General features: G+C 71.2%; 21 protein-coding genes. 13 read left to right on the top strand and 8 right to left on the bottom strand.

What is annotated here, in order from left to right:
• Positions 1-41: 41 nt before the first annotated feature.
• The 4 genes from ACFY0F_RS27680 to ACFY0F_RS27665 form a co-directional block, all read right to left on the bottom strand.
• Positions 42-947 carry an amino acid ABC transporter permease gene (locus ACFY0F_RS27680; RefSeq protein WP_388799742.1) on the bottom strand — a complete coding sequence of 302 codons (906 nt, stop codon included), beginning with the start codon at positions 945-947 and terminating at the stop codon, positions 42-44.
• A complete protein-coding gene (locus ACFY0F_RS27675; RefSeq protein ID WP_388799739.1) occupies positions 944-1,612 on the bottom strand; it encodes an amino acid ABC transporter permease in 669 nt (222 codons plus the stop codon). Before ACFY0F_RS27675 ends, ACFY0F_RS27680 begins: the two co-directional genes overlap by 4 nt.
• A gap of 72 nt (positions 1,613-1,684) precedes the next feature.
• Positions 1,685-2,527 carry a glutamate ABC transporter substrate-binding protein gene (locus ACFY0F_RS27670; RefSeq protein ID WP_388799736.1) on the bottom strand — a complete coding sequence of 281 codons (843 nt, stop codon included), beginning with the start codon at positions 2,525-2,527 and terminating at the stop codon, positions 1,685-1,687.
• Between the two features lie 90 nt (positions 2,528-2,617).
• Entirely contained in the window at positions 2,618-3,394 is a 777-nt protein-coding gene (locus tag ACFY0F_RS27665) for an amino acid ABC transporter ATP-binding protein (protein ID WP_388799734.1), read from the bottom strand.
• Positions 3,395-3,676: 282 nt separating this feature from the next.
• Here ACFY0F_RS27665 and ACFY0F_RS27660 point away from each other — a divergent pair, with 282 nt between their 5' ends.
• Both ACFY0F_RS27660 and ACFY0F_RS27655 read left to right on the top strand, forming a co-directional pair.
• The gene (locus ACFY0F_RS27660) at positions 3,677-4,363 is read left to right on the top strand and encodes a response regulator transcription factor (protein WP_388799732.1); all 687 of its coding nucleotides are present in this window, start codon (positions 3,677-3,679) and stop codon (positions 4,361-4,363) included.
• Positions 4,364-4,373: 10 nt separating this feature from the next.
• Positions 4,374-5,780, top strand: a complete 1,407-nt coding sequence (locus ACFY0F_RS27655; protein ID WP_388799730.1) for an ATP-binding protein — start codon at positions 4,374-4,376, stop codon at positions 5,778-5,780.
• A 19-nt stretch (positions 5,781-5,799) separates the two neighbouring features.
• On the opposite strand, the gene ACFY0F_RS27650 is transcribed toward ACFY0F_RS27655, so the two are convergent.
• A complete protein-coding gene (locus tag ACFY0F_RS27650; protein ID WP_388799727.1) occupies positions 5,800-6,798 on the bottom strand; it encodes a TAXI family TRAP transporter solute-binding subunit in 999 nt (332 codons plus the stop codon).
• Positions 6,799-6,885: 87 nt separating this feature from the next.
• Between ACFY0F_RS27650 and ACFY0F_RS27645 the strand changes: the two genes are divergently transcribed.
• The 3 genes from ACFY0F_RS27645 to ACFY0F_RS27635 all read left to right on the top strand — a co-directional run bounded on the left by ACFY0F_RS27645 (position 6,886) and on the right by ACFY0F_RS27635 (position 9,939).
• The gene (locus ACFY0F_RS27645) at positions 6,886-7,290 is read left to right on the top strand and encodes a MazG nucleotide pyrophosphohydrolase domain-containing protein (RefSeq protein WP_388799723.1); all 405 of its coding nucleotides are present in this window, start codon (positions 6,886-6,888) and stop codon (positions 7,288-7,290) included.
• Between the two features lie 380 nt (positions 7,291-7,670).
• A complete protein-coding gene (gene miaB, locus ACFY0F_RS27640) occupies positions 7,671-9,197 on the top strand; it encodes a tRNA (N6-isopentenyl adenosine(37)-C2)-methylthiotransferase MiaB (protein ID WP_388799720.1) in 1,527 nt (508 codons plus the stop codon).
• Between the two features lie 28 nt (positions 9,198-9,225).
• Positions 9,226-9,939, top strand: a complete 714-nt coding sequence (locus tag ACFY0F_RS27635; protein ID WP_388799717.1) for a class III extradiol dioxygenase subunit B-like domain-containing protein — start codon at positions 9,226-9,228, stop codon at positions 9,937-9,939.
• Between the two features lie 122 nt (positions 9,940-10,061).
• On the opposite strand, the gene ACFY0F_RS27630 is transcribed toward ACFY0F_RS27635, so the two are convergent.
• Together ACFY0F_RS27630 and ACFY0F_RS27625 are read right to left on the bottom strand one after the other, a co-directional pair.
• On the bottom strand, positions 10,062-10,355 hold the full coding sequence (locus tag ACFY0F_RS27630) for an antitoxin (RefSeq protein ID WP_388799714.1): 294 nt from the start codon (positions 10,353-10,355) through the stop codon (positions 10,062-10,064).
• 26 nt (positions 10,356-10,381) lie between these two features.
• A complete protein-coding gene (locus ACFY0F_RS27625; RefSeq protein ID WP_388799712.1) occupies positions 10,382-10,660 on the bottom strand; it encodes a hypothetical protein in 279 nt (92 codons plus the stop codon).
• Positions 10,661-10,841: 181 nt separating this feature from the next.
• Here ACFY0F_RS27625 and miaA point away from each other — a divergent pair, with 181 nt between their 5' ends.
• The 6 genes from miaA to hflX all read left to right on the top strand — a co-directional run bounded on the left by miaA (position 10,842) and on the right by hflX (position 19,207).
• A complete protein-coding gene (gene miaA / locus ACFY0F_RS27620; RefSeq protein ID WP_388799709.1) occupies positions 10,842-11,780 on the top strand; it encodes a tRNA (adenosine(37)-N6)-dimethylallyltransferase MiaA in 939 nt (312 codons plus the stop codon).
• A gap of 108 nt (positions 11,781-11,888) precedes the next feature.
• The gene (locus ACFY0F_RS27615; protein WP_388799822.1) at positions 11,889-12,392 is read left to right on the top strand and encodes a hypothetical protein; all 504 of its coding nucleotides are present in this window, start codon (positions 11,889-11,891) and stop codon (positions 12,390-12,392) included.
• Positions 12,393-12,531: 139 nt separating this feature from the next.
• The gene (dapF, locus tag ACFY0F_RS27610) at positions 12,532-13,401 is read left to right on the top strand and encodes a diaminopimelate epimerase (RefSeq protein ID WP_388799706.1); all 870 of its coding nucleotides are present in this window, start codon (positions 12,532-12,534) and stop codon (positions 13,399-13,401) included.
• A gap of 283 nt (positions 13,402-13,684) precedes the next feature.
• Entirely contained in the window at positions 13,685-15,886 is a 2,202-nt protein-coding gene (locus tag ACFY0F_RS27605) for a RelA/SpoT family protein (protein ID WP_388799703.1), read from the top strand.
• Positions 15,887-15,971: 85 nt separating this feature from the next.
• Positions 15,972-17,465 (top strand): M1 family metallopeptidase, encoded by a 1,494-nt coding sequence (locus ACFY0F_RS27600; protein WP_388799700.1) that lies wholly within the window; start codon positions 15,972-15,974, stop codon positions 17,463-17,465.
• A gap of 248 nt (positions 17,466-17,713) precedes the next feature.
• Positions 17,714-19,207, top strand: coding sequence for a GTPase HflX (gene hflX / locus ACFY0F_RS27595; RefSeq protein ID WP_388799697.1), 1,494 nt, complete (start codon positions 17,714-17,716; stop codon positions 19,205-19,207).
• 102 nt (positions 19,208-19,309) lie between these two features.
• On the opposite strand, the gene ACFY0F_RS27590 is transcribed toward hflX, so the two are convergent.
• Positions 19,310-20,533: a trypsin-like serine peptidase gene (locus tag ACFY0F_RS27590; protein WP_388799694.1), complete on the bottom strand. Its 1,224-nt coding sequence runs from the start codon at positions 20,531-20,533 to the stop codon at positions 19,310-19,312.
• Positions 20,534-20,823: 290 nt separating this feature from the next.
• On the opposite strand from ACFY0F_RS27590, the gene ACFY0F_RS27585 reads away from it, so the two are divergent.
• Both ACFY0F_RS27585 and ACFY0F_RS27580 read left to right on the top strand, forming a co-directional pair.
• Entirely contained in the window at positions 20,824-22,302 is a 1,479-nt protein-coding gene (locus ACFY0F_RS27585; protein WP_388799691.1) for a diaminobutyrate--2-oxoglutarate transaminase family protein, read from the top strand.
• Positions 22,303-22,375: 73 nt separating this feature from the next.
• Positions 22,376-24,316, top strand: coding sequence for an IucA/IucC family protein (locus ACFY0F_RS27580; protein WP_388799688.1), 1,941 nt, complete (start codon positions 22,376-22,378; stop codon positions 24,314-24,316).
• The last annotated feature ends 14 nt before the right edge of the window (positions 24,317-24,330 follow it).

Raw genomic sequence — 24,330 nt, 5'->3', positions numbered from 1 at the left:
TCATGCCACTGCCTCCGATGGGCCAAGCCGGTGACCTGTGGTCAGATCCCGCCGCCACCGGCTCCGGTCCCGGCTGTGCCCGCGATGTCCGCCACGGCGGACGGCGGAACCACCGCACCCGTGGACTTCTTGCCGCGCCGGAGCCGGCGCTCCAGCCAGGTCGCGAAGCTCGTGAGCGAGAAGTTGAGCGCCAGGAAGATCACGGCCACGACGGTTAGGGAGGCGATGGTGTTGGCTCCGTAGTAGCCGCTCATGGTGTTGGCCGCGGAGAGAAGCTCGGGGAAGGTGAGCACCGCGCCACCCAGGGCCGTGTCCTTCACGATCACCACGAGCTGGCTGACGATCGCCGGGAGCATAGCGGTGACCGCCTGCGGCAACAGGATGAGCCGCATCACCTGGTTCTTGCGCAGACCGATCGCCATGGCGGCCTCGGACTGGCCCTTGGGCAGCGAGAGAATGCCGGCCCGGACGACCTCCGCGAGCACCGACGCGTTGTACAGCACGAGGCCCGTGACGACCGCGTACAGCGGACGGTCGTCCGAAGTGATGTCGGTGTAGTCGGCGTACAAGGCGTTCCCGAAGATCATCAGGATCAGCACGGGGATGGCCCGGAAGAATTCGACCACGATCGAGGCCGGTACACGGATCCAGACGTGGTCCGAGAGCCGGGCGATGCCGAAGACGGCGCCCAGCGGCAACGCGATGACCATGGCCAGTGCGGCAGCCTTCAGCGTGTTCTGCAGGCCGGGCCAGATGTACGTGGAATAGGCCTCGGTGCTGCCGCCGAGATAGGGCTTCCACAGCACCCACTCCAACTGGCCCTTGTCGGAGAGGGCACTGTAGACCCACCATGCGACGGCGGCGAAGGCCACGAGGAAGCCCACCGTGTACAGGATGTTGCGCCGTTTGGCGCCTGGGCCCGGGGCGTCGTACAGGACCGAGCTCATCGTTTCACCGCCACCTTCTTGCCCACCCAGCCGAGGATCAGACCGGTCGGAAGCGTCAGACAGCAGAAACCGAAGGCGATGACCGCGGAGATCGCCATCAACTGCGCCTCTTTGTCCAGCATTTCCTTCATCAGGTACGCCGCCTCCGCCACGCCGATCGCGGCGGCCACCGTCGTGTTCTTCGTCAGGGCGATCAAGACGTTGGTCAGCGGACCGACCGCGGCCCGGAAGGCCTGCGGCAGGACGATCAGGCCCAGTACCTGGGTGAAGCTCAGGCCGATGGCCCTGGCCGCCTCTGCCTGCCCGACCGGGACGGTGTTGATGCCCGAGCGCAGCGCCTCGCACACGAAGGCCGCGGTGTAGGCGATCAGACCGAGGACGGCCAGCCGGAAATTGATGATCTTGAAGTCGTCTCCGCCGCCGAGGGTGATGTTCAGCGTCTGGTTGAGGCCCAGCGAGGTGAAGATGATGATCACCGTGAGGGGGATGTTCCGCACGATGTTCACGTAAGCGGTCCCGAAACCGCGCATCAGCGGCACCGGGCTCACTCTCATGGCGGCCAGCAAGGTGCCCCAGACCAAGGAGCCGACGGCGGACAGCAGAGCCAGCTGCACCGTCGTCCAGAAGGCTCCCAGCACGTCGTAATTGTCAACGAAGTCGAACACGATCTCCCGCGCTTCCGCGTGTAGGGATGCCCCGGTGCGCCGCCGCCGGACGGCGCACCGGCGGGCACTGCCTCAGCTCTTGATGTCGCCGATCTTCGGGGCGGGCTCGTTCTTGTAGTTGGCGGGACCGAAGTTCTTGTCCACGGCCTTCTGCCACTCACCGCTGGAGACCATCTCCTCCAGCGCCTTGTTGATCTTGGCCTTGAGGTCGCTGCCCTTCTTGACGCCGATGCCGTAGTTCTCGTTGGTCATCTTGAAACCGCCGAGCTTGAACTTGCCCTTGAACTGGGACTGGGCGGCGTAACCGGCGAGGATCGAGTCGTCGGTGGTCAGGGCGTCGATGGCCTTGTTCTGCAGACCGGTCAGGCACGCGGAGTAGGTCGGGTACTCCTGGAGCTTCGCCTTGGGGGCGAGCTTGTCGTGGACGTTCTGCGCCGAGGTGGAGCCGACCACCGAGCAGAGCTTCTTCTTGTTCAGGTCCGAGGGCGACTTGATGCTGTTGTCGTCCGCGCGGACCAGCACGTCCTGATGGGCCAGCAGGTACGGGCCGGCGAAGTCGACCAGCTTCTGGCGCTCCGGCGTGATCGAGTACGAGGCGGCGATGAAGTCGACGTCACCGCGCTGCAGCATGGTCTCGCGGTCGGCGCTCTTCGACTCCTTCCACTCGATCTTGTCCGCGCTGTATCCGAGCTTCTTGGCCACGTACGTCGCCACGTCGACGTCGAAGCCCGAGTAACCCTGCGGGGTCTTCTGGCCGATGCCGGGCTGGTCGAACTTGATGCCGATGGTGATCTTGCCGCCGCCACCGGAGGAACCGCCGCCCTCCTTGTCCTTCTTGTTCTCGCCACACGCCGTGGCGGACACGGCGAGAGCGAGCACGACGGCCGTGGCGGCGGTGACCTTGCGGAGCTTCATGGTGAACTTCCTTTACGTGGTGAGGAGATGCGGGCCTCGGCCCGGTGACGCGGTTCGTGGGGCGCGGTTCGTGGGGCGCGAAGGGCGCCGTCAGTGGTGCAGGATCTTCGACAGGAAGTCCTTGGCACGGTCGCTGCGCGGAGCGCTGAAGAACTGCTCGGGCGCAGCCTCTTCGACGATGCGGCCGTCCGCCATGAAGACCACTCGGTTTGCAGCCGATCGTGCGAAGCCCATCTCGTGGGTGACGACGATCATCGTCATGCCGTCCCGGGCGAGCTGCTGCATGACCTCCAGCACCTCGTTGATCATCTCCGGGTCGAGCGCGGAGGTCGGCTCGTCGAACAGCATGACCTTCGGGTCCATCGCCAGCGCCCGGGCGATCGCGACGCGCTGCTGCTGACCGCCGGAGAGCTGCGCGGGGTACTTGTCGGCCTGGGTGCCCACACCGACCCGGTCGAGCAGGGCGCGGGCCTTCTCCTCGGCCTGCTTCTTGTCCGCCTTGCGGACCTTGACCTGGCCCAGCATCACGTTCTCGAGCACCGTCTTGTGCGCGAAGAGGTTGAAGGACTGGAAGACCATCCCGACGTCCGCACGCAGCCGGGCGAGCTCCTTGCCCTCCTGGGGCAGGGGCTTGCCGTCGATCGTGATGGTGCCCGAGTCGACGGTCTCCAGCCGGTTGATGGTGCGGCAGAGGGTGGACTTGCCGGACCCGGAGGGCCCGATGACCACGACGACCTCGCCGCGGGTGATCGTCAGATCGATGTCCTGGAGCACGTGCAACGCGCCGAAGTGCTTGTTGACGCTCTTCAGGACGACCAGTTCGCCGGTCGCGGCCGTGTCTTGCTTGGCCACCGATACTTCGGTCATCGCTTTCAGGCTCCGTCCTCCTCGGTTTCGGAGGACAGTAGTGACGCCGAGTGACCTGCGTCATTACATCTGAGGGGAATCTGAGCATCACGATCCGATAGCAATCGGACACGTGTCGTAGCAGTTCCACGGGGGTGCGTATCGGCCGGGTAACGGAAGTCGCGGGCAACCGGAACCCTCTTGACGCCGTTGTCGTCCATCAGCGTGACTGCCTTGATGCACGCGCGCGTGCGCGATTTCTACAGACCGAGACTACGACCGATCGAACCGGAGGGGGCCGGGATGAGACTGCTGCTCGTCGAGGACGACAACCACGTCGCCGCCGCGCTGTCCGCGGTCCTCAAACGACACGGTTTCGACGTCACCCATGCGCGCAACGGTGAGGAGGCCCTCCAGGCCCTCGTCCCCGAATGTGCCGGCTTCGGCGTCGTCCTGCTCGACCTGGGCCTGCCCGACCAGGACGGATACGAGGTCTGCGGCAAGATCCGAAAGCGCACCAGCACACCGGTGATCATGGTGACCGCCCGTTCCGACGTGCGCTCCCGCATCCACGGGCTCAACCTCGGCGCCGACGACTACGTGGTGAAGCCGTACGACACCGGGGAACTGCTCGCCCGGATCCACGCCGTCAGCCGGCGCACCGTCCACGAGGACGCCGAGCCGGGCGGCGAGAGCACGCTGCGCCTGGGCCCGGTGCACATCGAACTGCCCACCCGCCAGGTCAGCGTGGACGGTTCCGTCGTCCAACTGACCCGCAAGGAGTTCGACCTTCTCGCCCTGCTCGCCCAGCGCCCTGGAGTGGTCTTCCGGCGGGAGCAGATCATCAGCGAGGTGTGGCAGACCAGTTGGGAAGGCACGGGACGCACCCTGGAGGTGCACGTGGCCTCCCTGCGCGCCAAGCTGCGCATGCCCGCGCTGATCGAGACCGTACGCGGCGTCGGCTACCGCCTCGTCGCACCGGCCGCCTAGCGGGGACGGGTTGCGCACCAGGCTTCTACCGCTGCTCATCGTCCTGATGGCGGCCGTACTGCTCGCCCTCGGGTTCCCGCTCGCCCTCAGCGTGGCCGCGGCCGAGCAGCAGCGCGTGGTCGTCGACCGGATCGACGACACGGCCCGCTTCGCGGCGCTCGCCCAGTACGTCGCCGACGGACCCAGCACATCCCTGCGCACCAGCGTCGACGAGCGCGGGGAGACCCTGCGCCGGGAACTCGTGAGCTACTACGGCGTCTACGGCATTCGCGCGGGCGTCTTCTACCGCAACGGCTCCGCCATGGCCAACGCGCCCGTCGACTGGATCCTGCCCGACCGGGGCGAGACGCGCGAGGCCTTCCAGGAGGCCCTGCTCAGCCGGCGCAGCCACGACCCGAAGCAGGTGTGGCCCTGGCAGCGCACCCGCCTCGTCGTCGCCTCGCCGGTCATCCGGGACGGAGACGTCGTGGCCGTGGTGGTCACCGACTCGCCCACCGGGGCGATGCGTTCACGGACCCTGCACGGCTGGCTGGTCATCGCCGTGGGCGAGGCCGCCGCGATGCTGCTGGCCGTCGGCGCCGCGCTGCGACTGACCGGCTGGGTGCTCCTGCCCGTACGGATCCTCGACGCCACCACCCACGACATCGCCACCGGGCGCCTGAAGTCACGGGTGGCGGTGGGCGGCGGCCCGCCGGAACTCAGGCGGCTCGCCCGGTCGTTCAACGAGATGGCCGACAACGTCGAGGACGTGCTGGAGCAGCAGCGCGCCTTCGTCGCGGACGCCTCGCACCAGTTGCGCAACCCGCTCGCGGCGCTGCTGCTGCGCATCGAACTGCTCGCCCTCGAACTGCCCGAGGACAACGAGGAGATCGCCTCGGTACGGACCGAGGGCAAGCGCCTCGCACAGGTCCTCGACGACCTGCTCGACCTGGCGCTGGCCGAGCACGTCGAGGCGGACATCCGGCTGACGGACATCGGCCAGCTGGCCGCCGAGCGGGTGGCGGCCTGGGCGCCGGCCGCCGAGGCCAAGGGCGTCCGGCTGGCCGGCGACTGCCCGCCCACCACCGGCTGGGCCGACCCGGTCACGCTGTCCAGCGCGCTGGACGCGGTGATCGACAACGCGGTGAAGTTCACCCCCGAGGGAGGCACGGTCGAGGTGACCGTCTCCTCCACCGGGGACATCTCGGCCGTGCGGGTCGACGACACCGGCCCCGGCCTCACCGACGAGGAACTCGCCCGGGTCGGCGACCGCTTCTGGCGCAGCGGCCGTCACCAGAACGTCAAGGGCTCCGGCCTCGGCCTGTCCATCACCCGCGCCCTGCTCACGGCGGCCGGCGGCTCGATCGCGTACGCCCACCACGAGCCGCGGGGCCTCACGGTCACGGTGACGGTGCCCAGAACCCGGCCGGGACTCTGAGCGGCGGCTGCGCCGGCGGTCACGGCTTCATCGACCGGTAGTAACGCCGCGCACCCTCGTGCAGGTCCAGGGGGTCGGTGTAGATGGCCGTCCGCAGATCGACGAGCTGGGCCGAGTGGACGTGGTTCCCTATGCGGTCACGGCTCCTGATCACGACACGGGTGATCCACTCGGTGAGCCGGGGATCCATGTCCTCACGGGTCATCAGGACGTTGGACACCGCGATGGTCGGCACCGTGGAACTCTGCCCGAGGGACCGGTAGGCCGACTCGGGCATGTTGGTCGTCCGGTAGTAGCGGGCGGCGTCCCCCTGGGCGTGCAGCCTGGTGACCACCGCGCCCTCGATCGGAACGAACCGGAAGGGGAACTTCCCGGCCAGCTTGACCAGCCCGTCGGTGGGCAGCCCACCGGACCAGAAGAACGCGTCGATCTTGTGGTGCCGCAGCCGGTCGGGCCCGGTGTCGATGCCGTCGGACATCGGGGTGATGCCCTTGCCCGGGTCGATCCCCGCCGCCTTCAGGACCCGTTCGGCGATCAGCCGGACCCCCGATTTGGGCAGCCCGATGGCCACCCGCTTGTGCCGCAGGTCCGCGAGGGTCCTGATGCCCGAGTCGCGCGGCACGATCAGCTGCACGTAGTCGTCGTACAGCCGCGCCACCCCCCGCAGATGCCCGGCGCCGTTGCCGTGGTGCAGCTCGTACGTCTCCACCGCGTCGGCCGCCGCGATGGTGAAGTCGGCCCTCCCCGTGGCCACGCGCTGCACGTTCTGCTGCGAACCGGCGCTGTTCAGCAGGTTCACCTTCAGTCCCGGCATGTCTTTGCGGAACTCGGTGCGCAGTTGTTCCCCGTACTCCTGGTACACGCCCCGGGGCGTGCCGGTGCTGAAGACGATCGTCCCGCTCGGCGGGTCCTCGCCCAGGGGCAGCAGCCACCACAGCAGCAGCCCGAAGACCACGAAGCCGGCTGCCGCGCCCTGCAGGGCCCGGCGCCTGCCGATACGGGGGAACACCTTGGACATGCGCGCGATCCTGCCAGCCCGCTCACCGTCCTGACCAGGGCGGGGCGGGTGGCGGGGACCATCGTCGGCGGCCGTTAGGGTCGCCGTATGAGCTCTTCGCCCGCCGACCTCGTCCGTCAGTTCCATCACGCCTTCGGCCTCGACACCCGCGCCACGCCGACGGAGGTGTCCCCCGAACTGGCCGCGCACCGCGGGGAACTGCTCGCGGAGGAGGCCGCGGAGGTCGCCGAGGTGGCGGTCACCGGACCGCTCGACCGGCTCGCGCACGAACTGGCCGACGTGGTCTACGTGGCGTACGGGACGGCGCTGGTGCACGGCATCGACCTCGACGAGGTGATCGCCGAGATCCACCGCGCCAACATGAGCAAGCTGGGCCCCGGCGGGCAGGTGGCCCGCCGTGCCGACGGCAAGGTCCTCAAGGGCGAGCACTACCGGGCGCCGGACGTGACGGCCGTTCTGCGCCGCCAGGGCTGGTCCGCCGAGAGCGTCTGACGAGGCTCGCCGCGATCCGGCGCCATGGCTCCGGGAGATCCGGCGGCCATGGCTTCGGGCGGCGTCGCGTTTCACCTGCGCAACCGGTCGAAGCGGAACGGAAGGAGGGTCTCCGGGCGGCGGCCGGTGAGGATGTACCCGGTGAGCCTGTGCCCGGTGACGGGGCCGAGGGTGACGCCGAGCATGCCGTGGCCCGGGACGCGGTCGATGACCGGGAGCCAGCCCGTCGGGCAGGAAGGGCCGCCCCCCGACCCACGGGTCGCGGATCGGACCGACCGCCACCACGGCGGAGTTCACCGACGGACTGCTCGGACTGCTGTGGCCCGTCGGCCCACGGAGCGCGGGGCCGAGGCGCTCCGGGGACCGCCTACCCTTGACGCATGACCAGCAGCAGCGACCGGAGCCCGGCAGTGGATGTTCGATCACCCAAGACGTACGAGGTCCGCACCTACGGGTGCCAGATGAACGTCCACGACTCCGAACGGTTGTCCGGGCTGCTCGAAGAGGCCGGGTACGTGCGCGCACCCGAGGGGTCGGACGGGGACGCGGACGTCGTCGTCTTCAACACCTGCGCGGTCCGTGAGAACGCCGACAACCGGCTGTATGGCAACCTGGGCCGGCTCGCCCCGCGGAAGGCGAAGCGGCCCGGGATGCAGATCGCGGTCGGCGGCTGTCTGGCGCAGAAGGACCGGGACACCATCGTGAAGAAGGCGCCCTGGGTGGACGTCGTCTTCGGCACGCACAACATCGGAAAGCTGCCGGTCCTGCTGGAACGCGCGCGCGTGCAGGAAGAGGCGCAGGTCGAGATCGCCGAGTCGCTGGAGGCGTTCCCGTCCACGCTGCCCACGCGGCGCGAGAGCGCCTACGCGGCCTGGGTGTCGATCTCCGTCGGCTGCAACAACACCTGCACCTTCTGCATCGTCCCGGCGCTGCGCGGCAAGGAGAAGGACCGCCGTCCCGGCGACATCCTGGCCGAGGTCGAGGCCCTGGTCGCGGAAGGTGTCTCCGAGATCACGCTGCTCGGGCAGAACGTCAACGCCTACGGCTCCGACATCGGCGACCGCGAGGCCTTCAGCAAGCTGCTGCGGGCCTGCGGCACGATCGAGGGCCTGGAGCGCGTGCGCTTCACCTCCCCGCACCCGCGTGACTTCACCGACGACGTCATCGCCGCCATGGCCGAGACGCCGAACGTGATGCCGCAGCTGCACATGCCGCTGCAGTCCGGCTCGGACACGGTCCTGAAGGCGATGCGCCGCTCCTACCGCCAGGAGCGCTACCTGGGGATCATCGAGAAGGTCCGCGCCGCCATCCCGCACGCCGCGATCACCACCGACATCATCGTGGGCTTCCCCGGCGAGACCGAGGAGGACTTCGAGCAGACCCTGCACGTGGTGCGCGAGGCCCGCTTCGCCCAGGCCTTCACCTTCCAGTACTCCAAGCGCCCCGGCACCCCGGCCGCGACCATGGACGGCCAGATCCCCAAGGAGGTCGTGCAGGCGCGCTACGAGCGTCTCGTCGCCCTCCAGGAGGAGATCTCCTGGGCGGAGAACAGGAAGCAGGTCGGACGCACCCTGGAGCTCATGGTCGCCGAGGGCGAGGGCCGCAAGGACGGCGCCACCCACCGCCTCTCCGGCAGGGCCCCCGACAACCGCCTGGTCCACTTCACCAAGCCGGAGCAGGAGGTGCGCCCCGGTGACGTGGTCACGGTCGAGGTGACGTACGCCGCTCCGCACCACCTCCTCGCCGAGGGCCCCGTCCTCGCCGTGCGCCCCACGCGCGCGGGCGACGCCTGGGAGAAGCGCAACGCCGCCGAGGCCGCGGGGCCGGCCGGGGTGATGCTGGGACTGCCGAAGATCGGCGTGCCGGCACCGCTGCCCGCCGCGACCGGCGGCTGCGGCTGCGACTGACGGCCCGACCGGCGTTACCCTGCCGGTCATGCTTGTCGCCGCCGCCGTATGCCCCTGTCCGCCGCTGCTCGTGCCCGAGGTCGCCGCGGGCGCCGCACCCGAGCTGGACGCGGCGCGCGCCGCCTGCACGGAGGCGCTCGGTGTGCTCGCCGCCGCCCGTCCCGGTCTGCTGGTGGTCGTCGGGCCCGCCGAGCAGGACGGGCGCGGAGCGCATCCGCAGGGAACCCCGGGTTCCTTCCGTGGTTTCGGCGTGGACCTGGACGTACGGCTCGGTCCCGGCGCGGGGACGGCGTACGACCGTACGCTGCCGCCGTCGCTCGCCGTCGCCGCCTGGCTGCTGGAGCACGCGGACTGGGCGGCCGCGCCGATCGAGGGACTCGGCGTGGGGGAACCCCTCACGCCCGAGCGGTGTTTCGAGGCCGGCCGGGAGATCGGTGCGCGGGCCGCCCGGGTGGGGCTGCTGGTGATGGGTGACGCCAGCGCCTGCCGCACGCTCAAGGCGCCGGGCTACCTCGACGAGCGTGCCGAGCCCTTCGACGCCGGGATCACGCGGGCGCTCGGGGCGGCGGACGTACCGGCACTGAAGGCGCTGGACAGGGAGCTGGCGTACGAGCTCAAGGTCTCGGGCCGTGCCCCGTGGCAGGTGCTGGCGGGTGCGGCCGAGGACGTGGAGCTGACGGGCACGCTGCTGTACGAGGACGCGCCGTACGGCGTGGGATACGTGGTCGCGGCCTGGTCCTAGGCACCGGGCCGGCGCCGGCGGATCCGGGCCCGCCCGGCCGTCGCGCGCTGCGGACGGCGGACGGCGGGCGGCCGGGAGCCGTCCTGCTCCGCGGCCGTCCGCCGATCGATGGCCGTTGCCGGTCAGGAAGCCGGCGGCGGCACGTCCGGACGTGTGCCGGCCTCGCCGTCGCCCGTCTCGGTACCGCCCATGTGGGCGAGCCGGTCCATGGCGTGCTTGGCCTTCCCGGTGCCGGTGTGGATCCTGTCGCTGTACTTGCCCTTGGTCCGCTCGTCGACGACCTTCGCGGCCCTGTCGATGCCGTGCTCGATCCGATGCTCGATCCGGTCGATCGTGTCCCCGTGCTGGTGCGCGAAGTGCGTGACCTTGTCCCTGGCCGGCGCAAGCCTGACCTTCAGAGTGTGCAGAAGACCCATCGGTCCACCTTCCCTCGCGGAGGCGGTCACGTGCGGGCGCCGTCACCGGCCTCGTTGTCGGCGGCCTCCTCGGCGGACTGCTGCTTGGGGATCTCGGTGGCCTCGGCGGTGTCCGGCCGGTCGGTCTCACCGCCTTCGGGGGCCTCCGCCTCCGCCGTCGCCGCCCCGCTCCCGGCCGCCGGCACCGCCGTCACCACCGGTTCCTCCGCCTCGCACCCGCCGGACTCCGTCTCCGTACGCGGCTCGGCGGCCGACGCGTCCTCCGTCGCCTTCGACCTCCGCAAAAGTCGCGCAAAAAAACCCATATCCACTCCATACGTTACTAGTGCGGGAGAATCCCGCGCAGCCCGGTGCGCCCGTTTGCGCGACCCGGCTCACCGCCTCCGGACGCAGGCGGCAGGTCCCTCGCAACGGGCAACGACCCCGGACCCGGGTCGTCACGTAACTCGTTCGAGGCGCGGGGGTGACGTTTGCGAGACTGGTGCGGTGAGCAGTGCACCCCCCACCCCCCGCGTCATCGCCGTCGTCGGTCCCACCGCGGCCGGAAAGTCCGATCTGGGCGTCTTCCTGGCCCGGGAGCTCGGCGGCGAGGTCGTCAACGCCGACTCCATGCAGCTCTACCGAGGGATGGACATCGGCACCGCCAAGCTGACGCCCCAGGAGCGCGGCGGCGTCCCGCACCACCTGCTGGACATCTGGGACGTGACCGTCACGGCATCCGTCGCCGAGTACCAGAAACTGGCCCGCGCGCGCATCGACGCACTGCTCGCCGAAGACCGCTGGCCCATCCTGGTCGGCGGCTCCGGCCTGTACGTGCGGGGAGCCGTCGACAACCTGGAGTTCCCCGGCACCGACCCCGAGGTCCGCGCCCGCCTGGAGGAGGAGCTCGCGCTGCGCGGCTCCGGCGCGCTGCACGCCCGGCTGACCGCCGCCGATCCCGAGGCCGCGCGCGCGATCCTGCCCAGCAACGGACGCCGTATCGTCCGGGCCCTGGAGGTCATCGAGATCACCGGCCGCCCCTTCACCGCCAACCTCCCCGGCCATGACTCCGTCTACGACACCCTGCAGATCGGCGTCGACGTGACGCGTCCCGAGCTGGACGAACGCATCGCACGCCGGGTCGACCGGATGTGGGAGGAAGGCCTCGTGGACGAAGTGCGCGCACTCCAGGCGCAGGGCCTGCGCGAGGGGCGTACGGCGTCGCGCGCGCTCGGCTATCAGCAGATCCTCGCGGCGCTCGCCGGAGAGTGCACCGAGGACGAGGCCAGGGCCGAGACCGTACGCGCCACCAAACGCTTCGCGCGCCGCCAGGATTCGTGGTTCAGGCGCGATCCCCGGGTGCACTGGTTGAGTGGGGCCGCCGCGGACCGCACGGAGCTCCCGCAGCTCGCCCTGGCATTGGTCGAACGACCGGTCACAGCCTGATCACGTCATGGCATCGGGATGCGCCGCCGGTCATCCCGGCCTCAGGTGCCGTGCCATCATCGAGCTTCGATCGACCAAGTGGAGTCCTAGTTGGGAGGGCGCGTGGCGATGGAGGCCGGCCCTCGTGACACCGCACGAAGCACCGAGTACGTCACCACCGACGGCGGCGAACCGGAACTGGGCGAGCACCTGCTCAGCCCCGACGGTCCGGACGAGACGCCGGACGGTGTGACCGCCGACGGCCCCGAGCCCGAGGAGATGTACACCAGCGGCCCGGAGGTCGAGGTCGAGCTGCGCCCGCAGCGCCGGCTGCGCATCTGGCAGCTCGCGCCCATCGTGGGGCTGGCCGCGGTGGGCTCCCTGATGTTCGCCTTCCCGCTGGCCTTCGACTTCGGGGACAGCGGTGCCGTCATCGCCATGCTGGGCCTGCTGATCTGCTCCTGCGCCGCGGGCTGGGGCATGATGGCCGCCCGCCGCGTCGGCCACACCTGGCCCGGCCTGCCGCCCCGGGGCTCCGGCCGTCGGCCCGACTGGCGGGTCGTACTCGGGTACGTGCTCCTGGTGGCTGTTGTGGCGGTACTCGCCGTATGGCGTGTGGCAAGGCTTCGCTGAGGCGCCCCGAAAGGGGCGCGGGCCGCGTCGATGTGCGGCTCCGCCGCGTGGGCGCGATCAGCCGCACACGGCCTGCACCGTTCCTCCCGGCGCACCACTCCATCGGCCCGCCGGCGGAGCGCTCCCGTACGATCGAGGAATGAGCACGCGGATCGCCTTCCTCAAGGGTCACGGCACGGAGAACGACTTCGTGATCGTTCCGGACCCCGAGAACGTCGTCGACCTGACCCCGGCCGCCGTCGCCGCCCTGTGCGACCGCCGCGCCGGCATCGGCGGTGACGGCGTGCTGCACGTCGTGCGGTCCGCCGCCCATCCGGAGGCCGGGGACATGGCGGCCGAGGCCGAGTGGTTCATGGACTACCGCAACGGCGACGGCTCCATCGCCGAGATGTGCGGCAACGGGGTGCGGGTGTTCGCGCGCTACCTGCAGCACGCCGGGCATGTGGCCGAAGGGGACATCGCGGTCGCCACGCGCGGGGGCGTGAAGACCGTCCACATCGCGAAGGACGGAGACGTCACCGTCGGCATGGGCAGCGCGCGCCTCCCCGAGGGGGACGTCACGGTGAGCGTCGGCGAGCGCAGCTGGCCCGCGCGCAACGTGAACATGGGCAACCCGCACGCCGTCGCCTTCGTCGACGACCTCGCGCACGCCGGGGACCTGCTCGCCCCGCCGCCCTTCAGTCCGGCCGCCGCCTACCCCGAAGGGGTCAACGTCGAGTTCGTGGTCGACCGCGGCCCCCGCCACGTCGCGATGCGCGTGCACGAGCGGGGTTCCGGCGAGACCCGCTCCTGCGGCACGGGCGCGTGCGCCGTCGCCGTGGCGGCCGCGCGCCGGGACGGCGCCGACCCGGCCGTCACCGGCACCCCGGTGACGTACACCGTCGACGTGCCCGGCGGACGACTGGTGATCACCGAGCGGCCGGACGGCGAGGTCGAGATGACCGGCCCCGCCGTGATCGTCGCCGAGGGCGAGATCGACGCCGAGTGGCTGGAAAACGCGGTCCGTTGACCACATGAACCGGGGGCTCAAGCCGATCCGGGCGCTCGGATCCGCGAAATCCGGCGCCTGAGGCGGCACGAAACAAAGGCCGACCCCGGAACGCATGGCGCAAAACCGTAAACCTCTTTTTCATCGCTCGAATGGGTGATCCGTTTCACGCTCGGCGAGAGGCGGTCAGTCGGGCGTGGTGGGCTCGGTAGCATCAAGCACCGGCACGGACGGGGGGACGTCGCCATCCCTGAGCCGTGTATGCCCTGGGGCCCGTCCGCCGGTCAACGAGCCGGAGGTGCCCATGAGTACGGAGGCCACGAACCCTGCGACCCCTGGTCCTGTAGTCCCTACAGCGGCCCGCAGGAAGGCCCGCCCCCGGATCGACCTGCGCCGACTCGGTCGGGCCGCGCTGCTCGGACCCGGCGCCCGCGACAAGCTGCCCGACGCCATCGGCCACGTCGCCGAGGCGCACCGCGCCCACTATCCCGACGCCGACCTCGAACCGCTGCGGCGTGCCTACGTCCTGGCCGAGTCCTCGCACCGCGGCCAGATGCGCAAGAGCGGCGAGCCGTACATCACCCACCCCCTGGCCGTGACCCTGATCCTGGCCGAACTGGGCGCCGAGACCACGACCCTGACGGCTTCCCTGCTCCACGACACCGTCGAGGACACCGACGTGACCCTGGATCAGGTGCGGGAGCAGTTCGGCGAGGAGGTCCGTTACCTCGTCGACGGCGTCACGAAGCTGGAGAAGGTCGAGTACGGAGCGGCCGCCGAGTCCGAGACCTTCCGCAAGATGCTGGTCGCCACCGGCAACGACGTGCGTGTGATGTCGATCAAACTGGCCGACCGGCTGCACAACATGCGCACCCTCGGCGTCATGCGGCCGGAGAAGCAGGCCCGCATCGCCAAGGTCACCATGGACGTCCTGATCCCGCTCGCCGAACGGCTCGGCGTCCAGGCGCTCAAGACCGAGATGGAGGACCTCGTCTTCGCGATCCTCCACCCCGCGGAGTACGAACACACGCGCGAGCTGATCGCCGACAACGCACGCCGTCCGGGCGACCCCCTCGCGGAGGTCTCCGACGAGGCCCGCGCGGTCCTGCGCGAAGCCGGCATCCAGGCGGAAGTCCTCATCCGACCCCGGCACTTCGTCTCCGTCCACCGCGTCGCACGCAAACGCGGGCAGTTGCGCGGCGCCGACTTCGGCCGCCTGCTCGTGCTGGTCAACGAGGACGCGGACTGCTACGGCGTCCTGGGCGAGCTGCACACCTGCATGACCCCCGTCGTGTCCGAGTTCAAGGACTTCATCGCCGTACCGAAGTTCAACCTGTACCAGTCGCTGCACACCGCCGTCGCACGCGCCGACGGGCAGGTCGTCGAAGTTCTCATCCGCACCCACCAGATGCACAAGGTCGCCGAGGCCGGAGTCATCGCACTCGGCAACCCGTACGCGCCTCCCGCGGAGGAGCAGGCCGCGCGGGACGGCGAGCGGGTCGACCCCACCCGCCCCGGCTGGCTCTCCCGCCTCCTCGACTGGCAGCGGGCGGCACCCGACCCCGACACCTTCTGGTCCACCCTGCGCGAGGACCTCGCCCAGGACCGCGAGATCACCGTCTTCCGGCCCGACGGCGGCACGCTCGGCCTGCCCGAGGGCGCCACCTGCGTGGACGCCGCGTACGCGCAGTACGGCGAGGACGCGCACGCCTGCATCGGCGCCCGCGTCAACGGCCGTCTGGCGACCCTCAGCACCGTCCTGAAGGACGGCGACACCGTCCAGCTCCTCATGGGCCAGGACCCCGCCTCCGAGCCCTCCCGGGAGTGGCTCGACCACGCCCACACCCCGGCCGCCCGCATCGCCATCCAGCGGTGGCTCGCGGCCCACCCCGACGCCGGTGAAGCGACGGCGGGGGAGGCCGGGGAGGAGGGCCGGCGCGGTGCGGAGGCACCCGGCGGGGACGGCGCCCAGGGACCGACCGAAGCGGTGGCCGGCAACACCTTCCGCTCGGGGAACGGCCCCTTCACCGAGGCCTCGCCCGCCCGCCCCTCCGCGGCCAACGCCGTCGTCGACCGGCCGGGGGCGGCCGTGCGGCTCGCCGGGTGCTGTACGCCCGTACCGCCCGACGAGGTCACCGGTTTCGCGGTACGCGGCGGGGCGGTGACCGTGCACCGCGTGGAGTGCGCCGCAGTGGCGCGTATGAAGAGCACGGGGCGCGCCGAGGTGGACGTGCGCTGGGGCGACACCACCGAGTGCCGGGTCACGCTGGTCGCCGAATCGTTCGGCCGCCCCCATCTGCTCGCCGACCTCACCGAGGCGATCGCCCTCGAAGGAGCCGAGATCGTCTCCGCCACCGTCGCCCCGCCGACCCAGCAGCGCGTCCGCCACACCTACACCCTCCAGCTCCCCGACGCGGCCCACCTCCCGGCCCTGATGCGGGCGATGCGGAACGTACCGGGCGTGTACGACGTCGCCCGGGCGCACCACCAGGGCCCCGAAGCCTGAGCAACCCGGCCGCGGGGGACCCCATTCGAGTGGGCCGGTCGCGCGCCGTCACGGCGGGGCGGGTGGGTGCTGGTAGCCGTGGTCCATGCTGCCCACGCCCCGCATGCCGGACCGTCGCTCCGGTGTTCACCGTGCCCGCCCCCGCCGGCGGACCACCGCCCTCCTCGGCTCCGCCGTCTGCGTCGGTCTCCTCGCCGCGAGCGCCCCGGCCGCCCCGCTGGGCGTCGGCGACCGGCTCTTCCCGTACCTGGGCAACCCCGGATACGACGTGGTGTCGTACGACCTGTCCTTCACCTATCCCGGCCGCAACGACAGACCCCTCGAGGCCGTCACCACGATCGACGCCCTGACGACCGCCCCGCTGGAGCGGGTCAACCTCGACTTCGCCCACGGCACGGTCGAATCCGTCCAGGTCGACGGCAGGCCCGCGGCCTTCGCCGGGGTCGGCGAGGACCTGGTGGTCACGCCCGAGAGACCGCTGGCCGAGCGCAGCTGGACCCGGATCACCGTGCGGCACACCAGCGACCCCAGGGCCGTCCAGGGCCGGGACGGCGGCTGGCTGCGGACCGCCGACGGGCTCGCCATGGCCAACCAGGCCGACGCCGCCCACCTGGTGTTCCCGTGCAACGACCACCCTTCCGACAAGGCGATGTTCACCATCCGGATCACCGCGCCCAGCGACTACACGGCCGTCGCCAACGGTGTGCCGACCGGCGTGGACCGGGCCGGCGGCTCCACCACCTGGACGTACCGGACCCGGCACCCCATGGCCACCGAGCTCGCGCAGGTGTCCATCGGCCGTTCAGCGGTGCTGCACCGCATCGGCCCGCACGGCCTGCCGGTGCGCGACGTGGTGCCCGCCGCGGACCGCAAGGCGCTCGAACCCTGGCTCGCGAAGACCCCGGACCAGATCGCCTGGCTGGAGAGCAAGGTCGGGCCCTACCCCTTCGAGACGTACGGCGTTCTCATGGCCCAGGCCGCCACCGGCTTCGAACTCGAGACGCAGACGCTCTCCCTCTTCGAGAAGAGCCTGTTCACCGGGTCCGCCTACCCCAGGTGGTACATCGAGTCGATCATGGTGCACGAGCTGTCCCACCAGTGGTTCGGTGACAGCGTGAGCCCGCGCACCTGGTCCGACGTGTGGCTCAACGAGGGGCACGCCACCTGGTACGAGGCCCTGTACGCGCAGGAGAAGGCGCACCAGTCCATGGCCGACCGGATGAAGGCCGCCTACCGCTCCTCGGACCGCTGGCGGGCGGCCGGCGGACCGCCGGCGCTGCCCAAGCCGCCCGCGCCGGGCCAGAAGATCAGCATCTTCCGGCCCAACGTGTACGACGGTGCCGCGCTGGTCCTCTACGCCCTGCGCCAGGAGATCGGCCGCCCCGCCTTCGAGCGCCTGGAGCGGATGTGGGTGCGCGGGCACCGTGACGGCACGGCGACCACGGCCGACTTCGTCCGCCTCGCCTCGGCCGTCGCCGGCCGCGACCTGACCGGCTTCTTCCAGGCCTGGCTGTACGGCGAGAAGACACCCCCCATGCCGGGCCACCCGGACTGGAAGGCGACGACGCGGAAGCGGTAGCGGCACACCCGGGCGCCGTGCCCGGCCGGCTCGGCCGGGTTCGGCGCCCCAGGCACCGGGAACCAGGTGTCCCGGCACCAAGGAATAAGGCGGTGACGAGACAGGGCGTGCCGTGCGACCATCTTCGGGTCGGCGCGGCACGGGGCACGGGAATCTCCCGGGGTACTCGTGCGTTGTGAACATCGGCGGGCCGAGACCGCCACGGCCACCGGCGCCGCCAACCGGATTCCTCAGGACGTAAGGATCAAATGACCTCCTCTTCTTCCGCTTCCCAGGACACCAAGCGCTTCGCGCAGAGTTACCCCGAAGGTCTTCGGGCCGATGCCCTGATGGAAGAGGACGTCGCCTGGAGCCACGAGATCGACGGAGAGCGGGACGGCGACCAGTTCGACCGCTCCGAGCGCGCGGCGCTGCGCCGTGTGGTGGGCCTGTCCACCGAACTCGAGGACGTCACCGAGGTCGAGTACCGCCAGCTCCGGCTGGAGCGGGTCGTCCTCGTCGGCGTCTGGACCTCGGGGACCGCGCAGGACGCGGAGAACTCCCTCGCGGAGCTCGCCGCCCTCGCCGAGACCGCCGGTGCGCTCGTCCTCGACGGCGTGATCCAGCGCCGCAACGAGCCCGACGCGGCGACCTACATCGGTTCCGGCAAGGCCGTGGAGCTGCGCGACATCGTCGTCGAGACGGGCGCCGACACCGTCATCTGTGACGGTGAGCTCAGCCCGGGCCAGCTGATCCACCTCGAGGACGTCGTCAAGGTCAAGGTCATCGACCGTACGGCCCTGATCCTCGACATCTTCGCCCAGCACGCGAAGTCCCGAGAGGGCAAGGCGCAGGTCGCGCTCGCCCAGATGCAGTACATGCTGCCGCGGCTGCGCGGCTGGGGTCAGTCCCTGTCCCGCCAGATGGGCGGCGGCAAGGGCGGCGGCCTCGCCACCCGCGGTCCCGGTGAGACCAAGATCGAGACGGACCGGCGCCGGATCCGCGAGAAGATGGCGAAGATGCGCCGGGAGATCGCGGAGATGAAGACGGGGCGCGAGATCAAGCGTCAGGAGCGCCGCCGCAACAAGGTGCCCTCCGTCGCCATCGCTGGCTACACCAACGCCGGCAAGTCCTCCCTGCTCAACCGTCTGACGGGCGCGGGCGTCCTGGTCGAGAACGCCCTGTTCGCGACCCTCGACCCGACCGTGCGCCGGGCCGAGACCCCGAGCGGCCGCCTCTACACCCTGGCCGACACGGTCGGCTTCGTCCGGCACCTGCCGCACCACCTGGTCGAGGCGTTCCGCTCCACCATGGAGGAGGTCGGCGACTCCGACCTGATCCTGCACGTCGTGGACGGTTCGCACCCGAACCCGGAGGAGCAGCTGGCCGCCGTGCGCGAGGTGATCCGGGACGTCGGCGCCACCGACGTGCCCGAGATCGTCGTGATCAACAAGGCGGACGCGGCCGACCCGCTGGTGCTCCAGCGGCTCATGCGGATCGAGAAGCGCTCCATCGCCGTCTCGGCCCGCACCGGCTGGGGCATCACCGAGCTGCTGGCCCTCATCGACAACGAGCTGCCGAGGCCGTCCGTCGAGATCGAGGCCCTGGTGCCGTACACGCACGGCAAGCTCGTCGCCCGTGCCCACACCGAGGGCGAGGTGATCTCCGAGGAGCACACCGCGGAGGGCACCCTGCTCAAGGCGCGGGTGCACGAGGAGCTGGCCGCGGACCTCGCACCGTACGTGCCCGCTCCCGCGCTCTGACGCACAACTGCGAAGGCCCGTCCCCGCTTGCCGCGGGGGCGGGCCTTCGCACACCGGCGTCAGGCCGGTTCACAGATCCGTGCCGGTCGACGCACCGAGCCTCTACCGGCCGGCGAACTGCTTGCTGACCTTGTCGTACACGCCCTTGGCCACGTCACCCAGCCGCGGACCCGCCAGCCAGCCCGCGGACACCGGGCCGATGGACGTGTTGGAAACCAGCGCCGACTTGCCGTCCGAGCCGGTCTCCACCCAGCCGCCGCCGGACGAACCACCCGTCATCGTGCACCCGATGCGGTACATCGTCGGGTCCGACTTCTGGATCGACAGCCGTCCCGGCTTGTCCTGGCACTGGTACGCCAGCTGGCCGTCGTACGGCGGCGCGGCCGGGTAGCCGGTCGCCGTGATGCTCTGGACCTTCGGCACGGCCGGCGCGTCGAAGTTCACCGGAAGCGCCGAACCGACCGTCTCCTCCAGGGACTTGCCGCCGTTGCCCTGCTCCGGCGTGACGTGGATGACGGCGAAGTCGTACGACGCGCCGTTCCCGCCGGTCTCACCGCCCTGCGCGATCCACTGCTGGGAGGTCTGCGCCGCGTCGGCCCACCAGACGCCGTACGGGGCGACCTGGTCCCTGGTGGCGCTCTCCAACTGCCGGGCCGTCATGGCCTTGTCGTTGTACGACGGCACGAAGGCGATGTTGCGGTACCAGCCGCCCTTCTTGCCGGCGTGCACGCAGTGGCCCGCCGTCCAGATGAGGTTGGACTTGCCCGGATGCGCCGGATCCTCCACGACCGTCGCCGAGCAGACCATCGTGCCCCCGGGGGCGTCGAAGAGCACCTTTCCGGCCGTGGCCGCGTTGGTGTGGTACGGCGCCCGCACCGCCTGTGCCCTGACCGGCGCCGGCGTCGGGTCCGTCACGCCCTGGTCACCGGAGATGTCGTTGTCGTCGACACCCTTGTCCGGGTCGTCGGCGCCCCGCATGCGATCCGGGTTCCACAGGCCCTTGATGATGGGGTTGATGAAGTCGTTGGCCTCGCGCAGCCAGTCGTCCCGGTTCCAGTTCTTCCAGGCGCCGTGCTTCCACTTGTCGATGTCGATGCCGTGCTCTTTGAGCTTGTTCCTGATGTCGTCCGGAATCCTGATCTTGCCGTCACCGGACACGGAAGCGGACGCGGACGGCTTGGCGTCGGCCGTGTCGTCACCATTGCAGGCGGTGGCGGTGAGCGCCAGCGCCGAGGCCAGGGCGACGGCCGCCAGTGCGGAGGAGGAGGTCCTGCGGGACCCGGTCCCCCTTCGGTGAACGGTGAACGGCGGCCGTATGGATCGCATGCTCTTGACTCCCCGTGACGTGACGGAACTCGGCGCTGCGCCCGTGCGATCCGGCGGAACTCACGCGGAGTTCACGCCGCTCTCACGGACGTCTGGGAACGGCATCACACCCTATGCGTTCGCAGTGGGGGACTTCTGCCGGAACGGCTACGGTTCCGTCACGGCAAGGATCTTGAAGCAACCCGTAACCCGTCGGCCGGTCCGCGGTTGGTAGCGGTGAGGGGGCCTGCTGCCTGTGCCGGGTCCTCCTGAGGGAGCAAGTCGCCTCTGGACAGCGGGAGGACAATGCCGTGACCGTGACGGAACCGGTGTCCGGGGGAGCGCGCGGCGCACACGAGGGCATCCTGCGGCGCCAGTCGGCGCGCGAGTCCGCGGCGCGCACCTACGCACGCGCCCTTCCCATCGTGCCGGTCCGGGCCCGCGGACTGACCATCGAGGGCGCCGACGGCCGCCGTTACCTCGACTGTCTCTCCGGCGCGGGCACCCTCGCCCTCGGCCACAACCATCCCGTCGTGCTGGACGCCATCCGCAAGGTCCTCGACTCCGGCGCCCCCCTGTCCGTCCTCGACCTGGCGACCCCGGTCAAGGACGCCTTCGTCACCGAGCTGTTCCGGACCCTGCCGCCGGGCCTCGCCGACCGGGCTCGCGTGCAGTTCTGCGGGCCGGCCGGCACGGACGCGGTGGAGGCAGCTTTCAAGCTGGTGCGCGCCGCGACCGGGCGTTCCGGCATCCTCGCCTTCACCGGCGCCTACCACGGGATGACCACCGGCGCCCTGGCAGCGTCCGGCGGAGCCTGCGACGTACGGGTCGCCCGCCTGCCGTATCCGCAGGACTACCGCTGCCCGTTCGGCGTCGGAGGACCGCGCGGTGCCGAACTGGCCGCCCGCTGGACCGAGTACGTCCTCGACGACCCCAAGTCGGGTGTGCCGCTGCCTGCCGGGATGATCCTCGAACCCGTCCAGGGCGAGGGCGGAGTGATCCCCGCCCCGGACGACTGGATGCGACGCATGCGGCAGATCACCGCCGCCCGGTCCATCCCGCTGATCGCCGACGAGGTGCAGACGGGAGTGGGGCGAACCGGCACCTTCTGGGCCGTGGAGCACAGCGGCGTCACCCCTGATGTGATGGTCCTGTCCAAGGCCATCGGCGGCAGCCTTCCGCTGGCCGTCGTCGTCTACCGCGACGACCTCGACGTGTGGGAACCCGGCGCGCACGCGGGCACCTTCCGCGGCAACCAACTGGCCATGGCCGCGGGTGCGGCCACCCTCGCCCACGTCCGGGAGAACGGCCTCGCCGCACACGCCGCCCGGGTCGGCGCCCGCATGCTGTCCCAACTGAAAGCGCTCAAGGGGGAGTTCGCGTGTGTCGGCGATGTGCGGGGCCGGGGCCTCATGATCGGCGTCGAGGTGGTGGATCCGGAGCGTGACGGGGGAACGGCCCCGGACGGACCGGGGGAGGCCCTTGCCGCGGTGCCGGGACCGGCTGCCGGTCCGGAAGGTGACCCGGCAACGCCTAAGGCCGCACCCCGCGGTCCCCGCACCCCACGGCCCGCCGCACCCGAACGGGCCGCGGCCGTCCAGCGTGAGTGCCTGCGCCGTGGCCTGATCGTCGAACTCGGCGGACGCCACGCCAGCGTCGTACGGCTCCTCCCGCCCCTGACGATCAGCGACGAGCAGGCCACCGCCGTACTCGACCGTCTCGCCGACGCGGTCGCGGCCGTGGACCGCGGTGTCTCCCCGGCCCAAGAGGCCAGGACACCCCGGGGCTGAGGCAGGCCCTCTTCGCCCACCGCGCCGCCGAGCGCCCCCGCCGAGCGCCCCGCACGAACCCGGAGGACCAGACTTGAACGCCATTCCGGCACCAGACGGCCGTTTCCACGTCCCGCACCTCCCCGCCCAGCACCTCCCTTCCCCGCCCGCACCCGCCGTCGAGCCGGCGCCCCGGCACACACCGCTGCCCCGGGAAACCGCCCCGGCGAGGGCAGCCACGGCCGGTCTCCTGGAGCACCCGGAACCACACCTCGCCGCCCAGACCGCCGCCGTGGACAACCTGCTCCGCTGCTGGGTACGGGAGACGGACCTCCGCGAACCGCGCACCGGTGTCCTGCGCATCCCGCTGCCCGCCAGCGGCACGGCGCTGATCGCCCCCGTTCACCACTGGTCCCCGGCCGGCTGGCACCGCTTCGGACCGCCCCGGTTCGCCGACGCCCCCGAGGGCACCCCACCGCTCGACGCCGTGACGCTCACCGCCCTGATCAGCAGGGAGGCACACGCCAAGGCCGACGGCACCGGCCCGAGCCCGGACGCCGTCGCCGCCGACGGAGGTGACCTCGTGGCCCGCGTGGCCGACTCCCTCCGCCGCACCGCCACCTTCATCAGCGACCGGCGCGCCAACCCCGCCGACGGTCCCGACCACTTCCTCGCCGCCGAACAGGCGCTGCTGCTCGGCCATCCCTTCCACCCGGCCCCCAAGAGCCGCGAGGGACTCACCGACTCCGAAGCCCGCCTGTACTCACCCGAACTGCGGGGCTCCTTCCCCCTGCGCTGGATCGCCGTAGCCCCCTCACTGCTCGCCACCGACTCGGCCTGGACCGAGCGCGGCCGTGCCGTCCCGGCCGACCGGCTCACGCTCCGGCTCGCCGGCCCGGGGCTGTCCCTGCCCGACGGTTACGCCGCCCTGCCCCTGCACCCCTGGCAGTGGCGCGAGATCCAGCACCGCGACCCGACCGCCGCCCTCCTCGACGCCGGGCTGCTCAGGGCACTCGGCAGCCACGGCTCCCCGTGGCACCCCACCTCCTCCGTACGGACCGTCCACCGGTCCGGCGCGCCCGCCATGCTCAAACTGTCCCTCGGCCTGCGGATCACCAACTCCCGCCGCGAGAACCTCCGCAAGGAACTCCACCGCGGCGTCGAGGTCCACCGCCTGCTGCGCGGCGGCCTGTCCCGGCAGTGGCGGGCCGCGCACCCGTCCTTCGACGTCGTCCGCGACCCGGCCTGGCTGGCCGTCGACGACCCGGACGGCCGACCCGTACCCGGACTCGACGTGATGATCCGGCACAACCCGTTCACCCCGTCCGACGACGTCTCGTGCGTCGCCGGACTCGTCTCGCCCCGGCCCCACGGCGACGGTGACGGCGGCCGCCCGCTCGCCGGGGTGCCGCCCGTGCGCTCCCGGCTGGCCGTGGTCGTCGCCCGGCTCGCCGAGCGAACCCGCCGACCACGCGGCGCCGTCGCCACCGAGTGGTTCCTGCGCTACCTGGAACAGGTCGTACGGCCCGTCCTCTGGCTGGACGGCGAGGCGGGCATCGCCCTCGAGGCACACCAGCAGAACACCCTGCTCCTGCTGGACGGCGACGGCTGGCCCGCGGGCGGCCGCTACCGCGACAACCAGGGCTACTACTTCCGCGCATCCCGCCGTGCCGAACTGCAGGCACGTCTGCCCGGGATCGGCGTGCACAGCGACACCTTCGTGTCCGACGAGGTCACGGACGAGCGCTTCGCGTACTACCTCGCCGTCAACAACGTGCTCGGTCTCATCGGCGCGTTCGGATCCCAGGGCCTGGCCGACGAGCACCTGCTGCTCGCCGCCTTCCGCCGCTTCCTGCGCGACGTGGCCTCGGGGCCCACCCCGCTGCGCACCTCCCTGCCCGCGCTCCTGCTCGACTCACCCGTGCTGCGCTGCAAGGCCAATCTGCTGACCCGGCTGCACGGCCTCGACGAACTCGTCGGCCCGGTCGACACCCAGTCCGTCTACGTCACCATCGCCAACCCCCTCCACTCCTGATCCCGCGCTTCCGG

Origin of the sequence: Streptomyces sp. NPDC001544 (genome assembly GCF_042894285.1) — a bacterium.
Lineage (GTDB): Bacteria > Actinomycetota > Actinomycetes > Streptomycetales > Streptomycetaceae > Streptomyces.
The sequence above is the reverse complement of the archived record's forward strand: the minus strand, read 5'-3'. Positions and strand labels throughout refer to the sequence as shown.

Bases quoted from the DNA above. Each gene is read 5' to 3' on its own strand.
- ACFY0F_RS27680 (WP_388799742.1), bottom strand. From the start codon at position 947: ATGAGCTCGGTCCTGTACGACGCCCCGGGCCCAGGCGCCAAACGGCGC.
- ACFY0F_RS27670 (WP_388799736.1), bottom strand. From the start codon at position 2,527: ATGAAGCTCCGCAAGGTCACCGCCGCCACGGCCGTCGTGCTCGCTCTC.
- ACFY0F_RS27665 (WP_388799734.1), bottom strand. From the start codon at position 3,394: ATGACCGAAGTATCGGTGGCCAAGCAAGACACGGCCGCGACCGGCGAA.
- ACFY0F_RS27660 (WP_388799732.1), top strand. From the start codon at position 3,677: ATGAGACTGCTGCTCGTCGAGGACGACAACCACGTCGCCGCCGCGCTG.
- ACFY0F_RS27650 (WP_388799727.1), bottom strand. From the start codon at position 6,798: ATGTCCAAGGTGTTCCCCCGTATCGGCAGGCGCCGGGCCCTGCAGGGC.
- ACFY0F_RS27645 (WP_388799723.1), top strand. From the start codon at position 6,886: ATGAGCTCTTCGCCCGCCGACCTCGTCCGTCAGTTCCATCACGCCTTC.
- miaB (WP_388799720.1), top strand. From the start codon at position 7,671: ATGACCAGCAGCAGCGACCGGAGCCCGGCAGTGGATGTTCGATCACCC.
- ACFY0F_RS27635 (WP_388799717.1), top strand. From the start codon at position 9,226: ATGCTTGTCGCCGCCGCCGTATGCCCCTGTCCGCCGCTGCTCGTGCCC.
- ACFY0F_RS27630 (WP_388799714.1), bottom strand. From the start codon at position 10,355: ATGGGTCTTCTGCACACTCTGAAGGTCAGGCTTGCGCCGGCCAGGGAC.
- ACFY0F_RS27625 (WP_388799712.1), bottom strand. From the start codon at position 10,660: ATGGGTTTTTTTGCGCGACTTTTGCGGAGGTCGAAGGCGACGGAGGAC.
- ACFY0F_RS27615 (WP_388799822.1), top strand. From the start codon at position 11,889: ATGGAGGCCGGCCCTCGTGACACCGCACGAAGCACCGAGTACGTCACC.
- dapF (WP_388799706.1), top strand. From the start codon at position 12,532: ATGAGCACGCGGATCGCCTTCCTCAAGGGTCACGGCACGGAGAACGAC.
- ACFY0F_RS27605 (WP_388799703.1), top strand. From the start codon at position 13,685: ATGAGTACGGAGGCCACGAACCCTGCGACCCCTGGTCCTGTAGTCCCT.
- ACFY0F_RS27600 (WP_388799700.1), top strand. From the start codon at position 15,972: ATGCTGCCCACGCCCCGCATGCCGGACCGTCGCTCCGGTGTTCACCGT.
- hflX (WP_388799697.1), top strand. From the start codon at position 17,714: ATGACCTCCTCTTCTTCCGCTTCCCAGGACACCAAGCGCTTCGCGCAG.
- ACFY0F_RS27590 (WP_388799694.1), bottom strand. From the start codon at position 20,533: ATGCGATCCATACGGCCGCCGTTCACCGTTCACCGAAGGGGGACCGGG.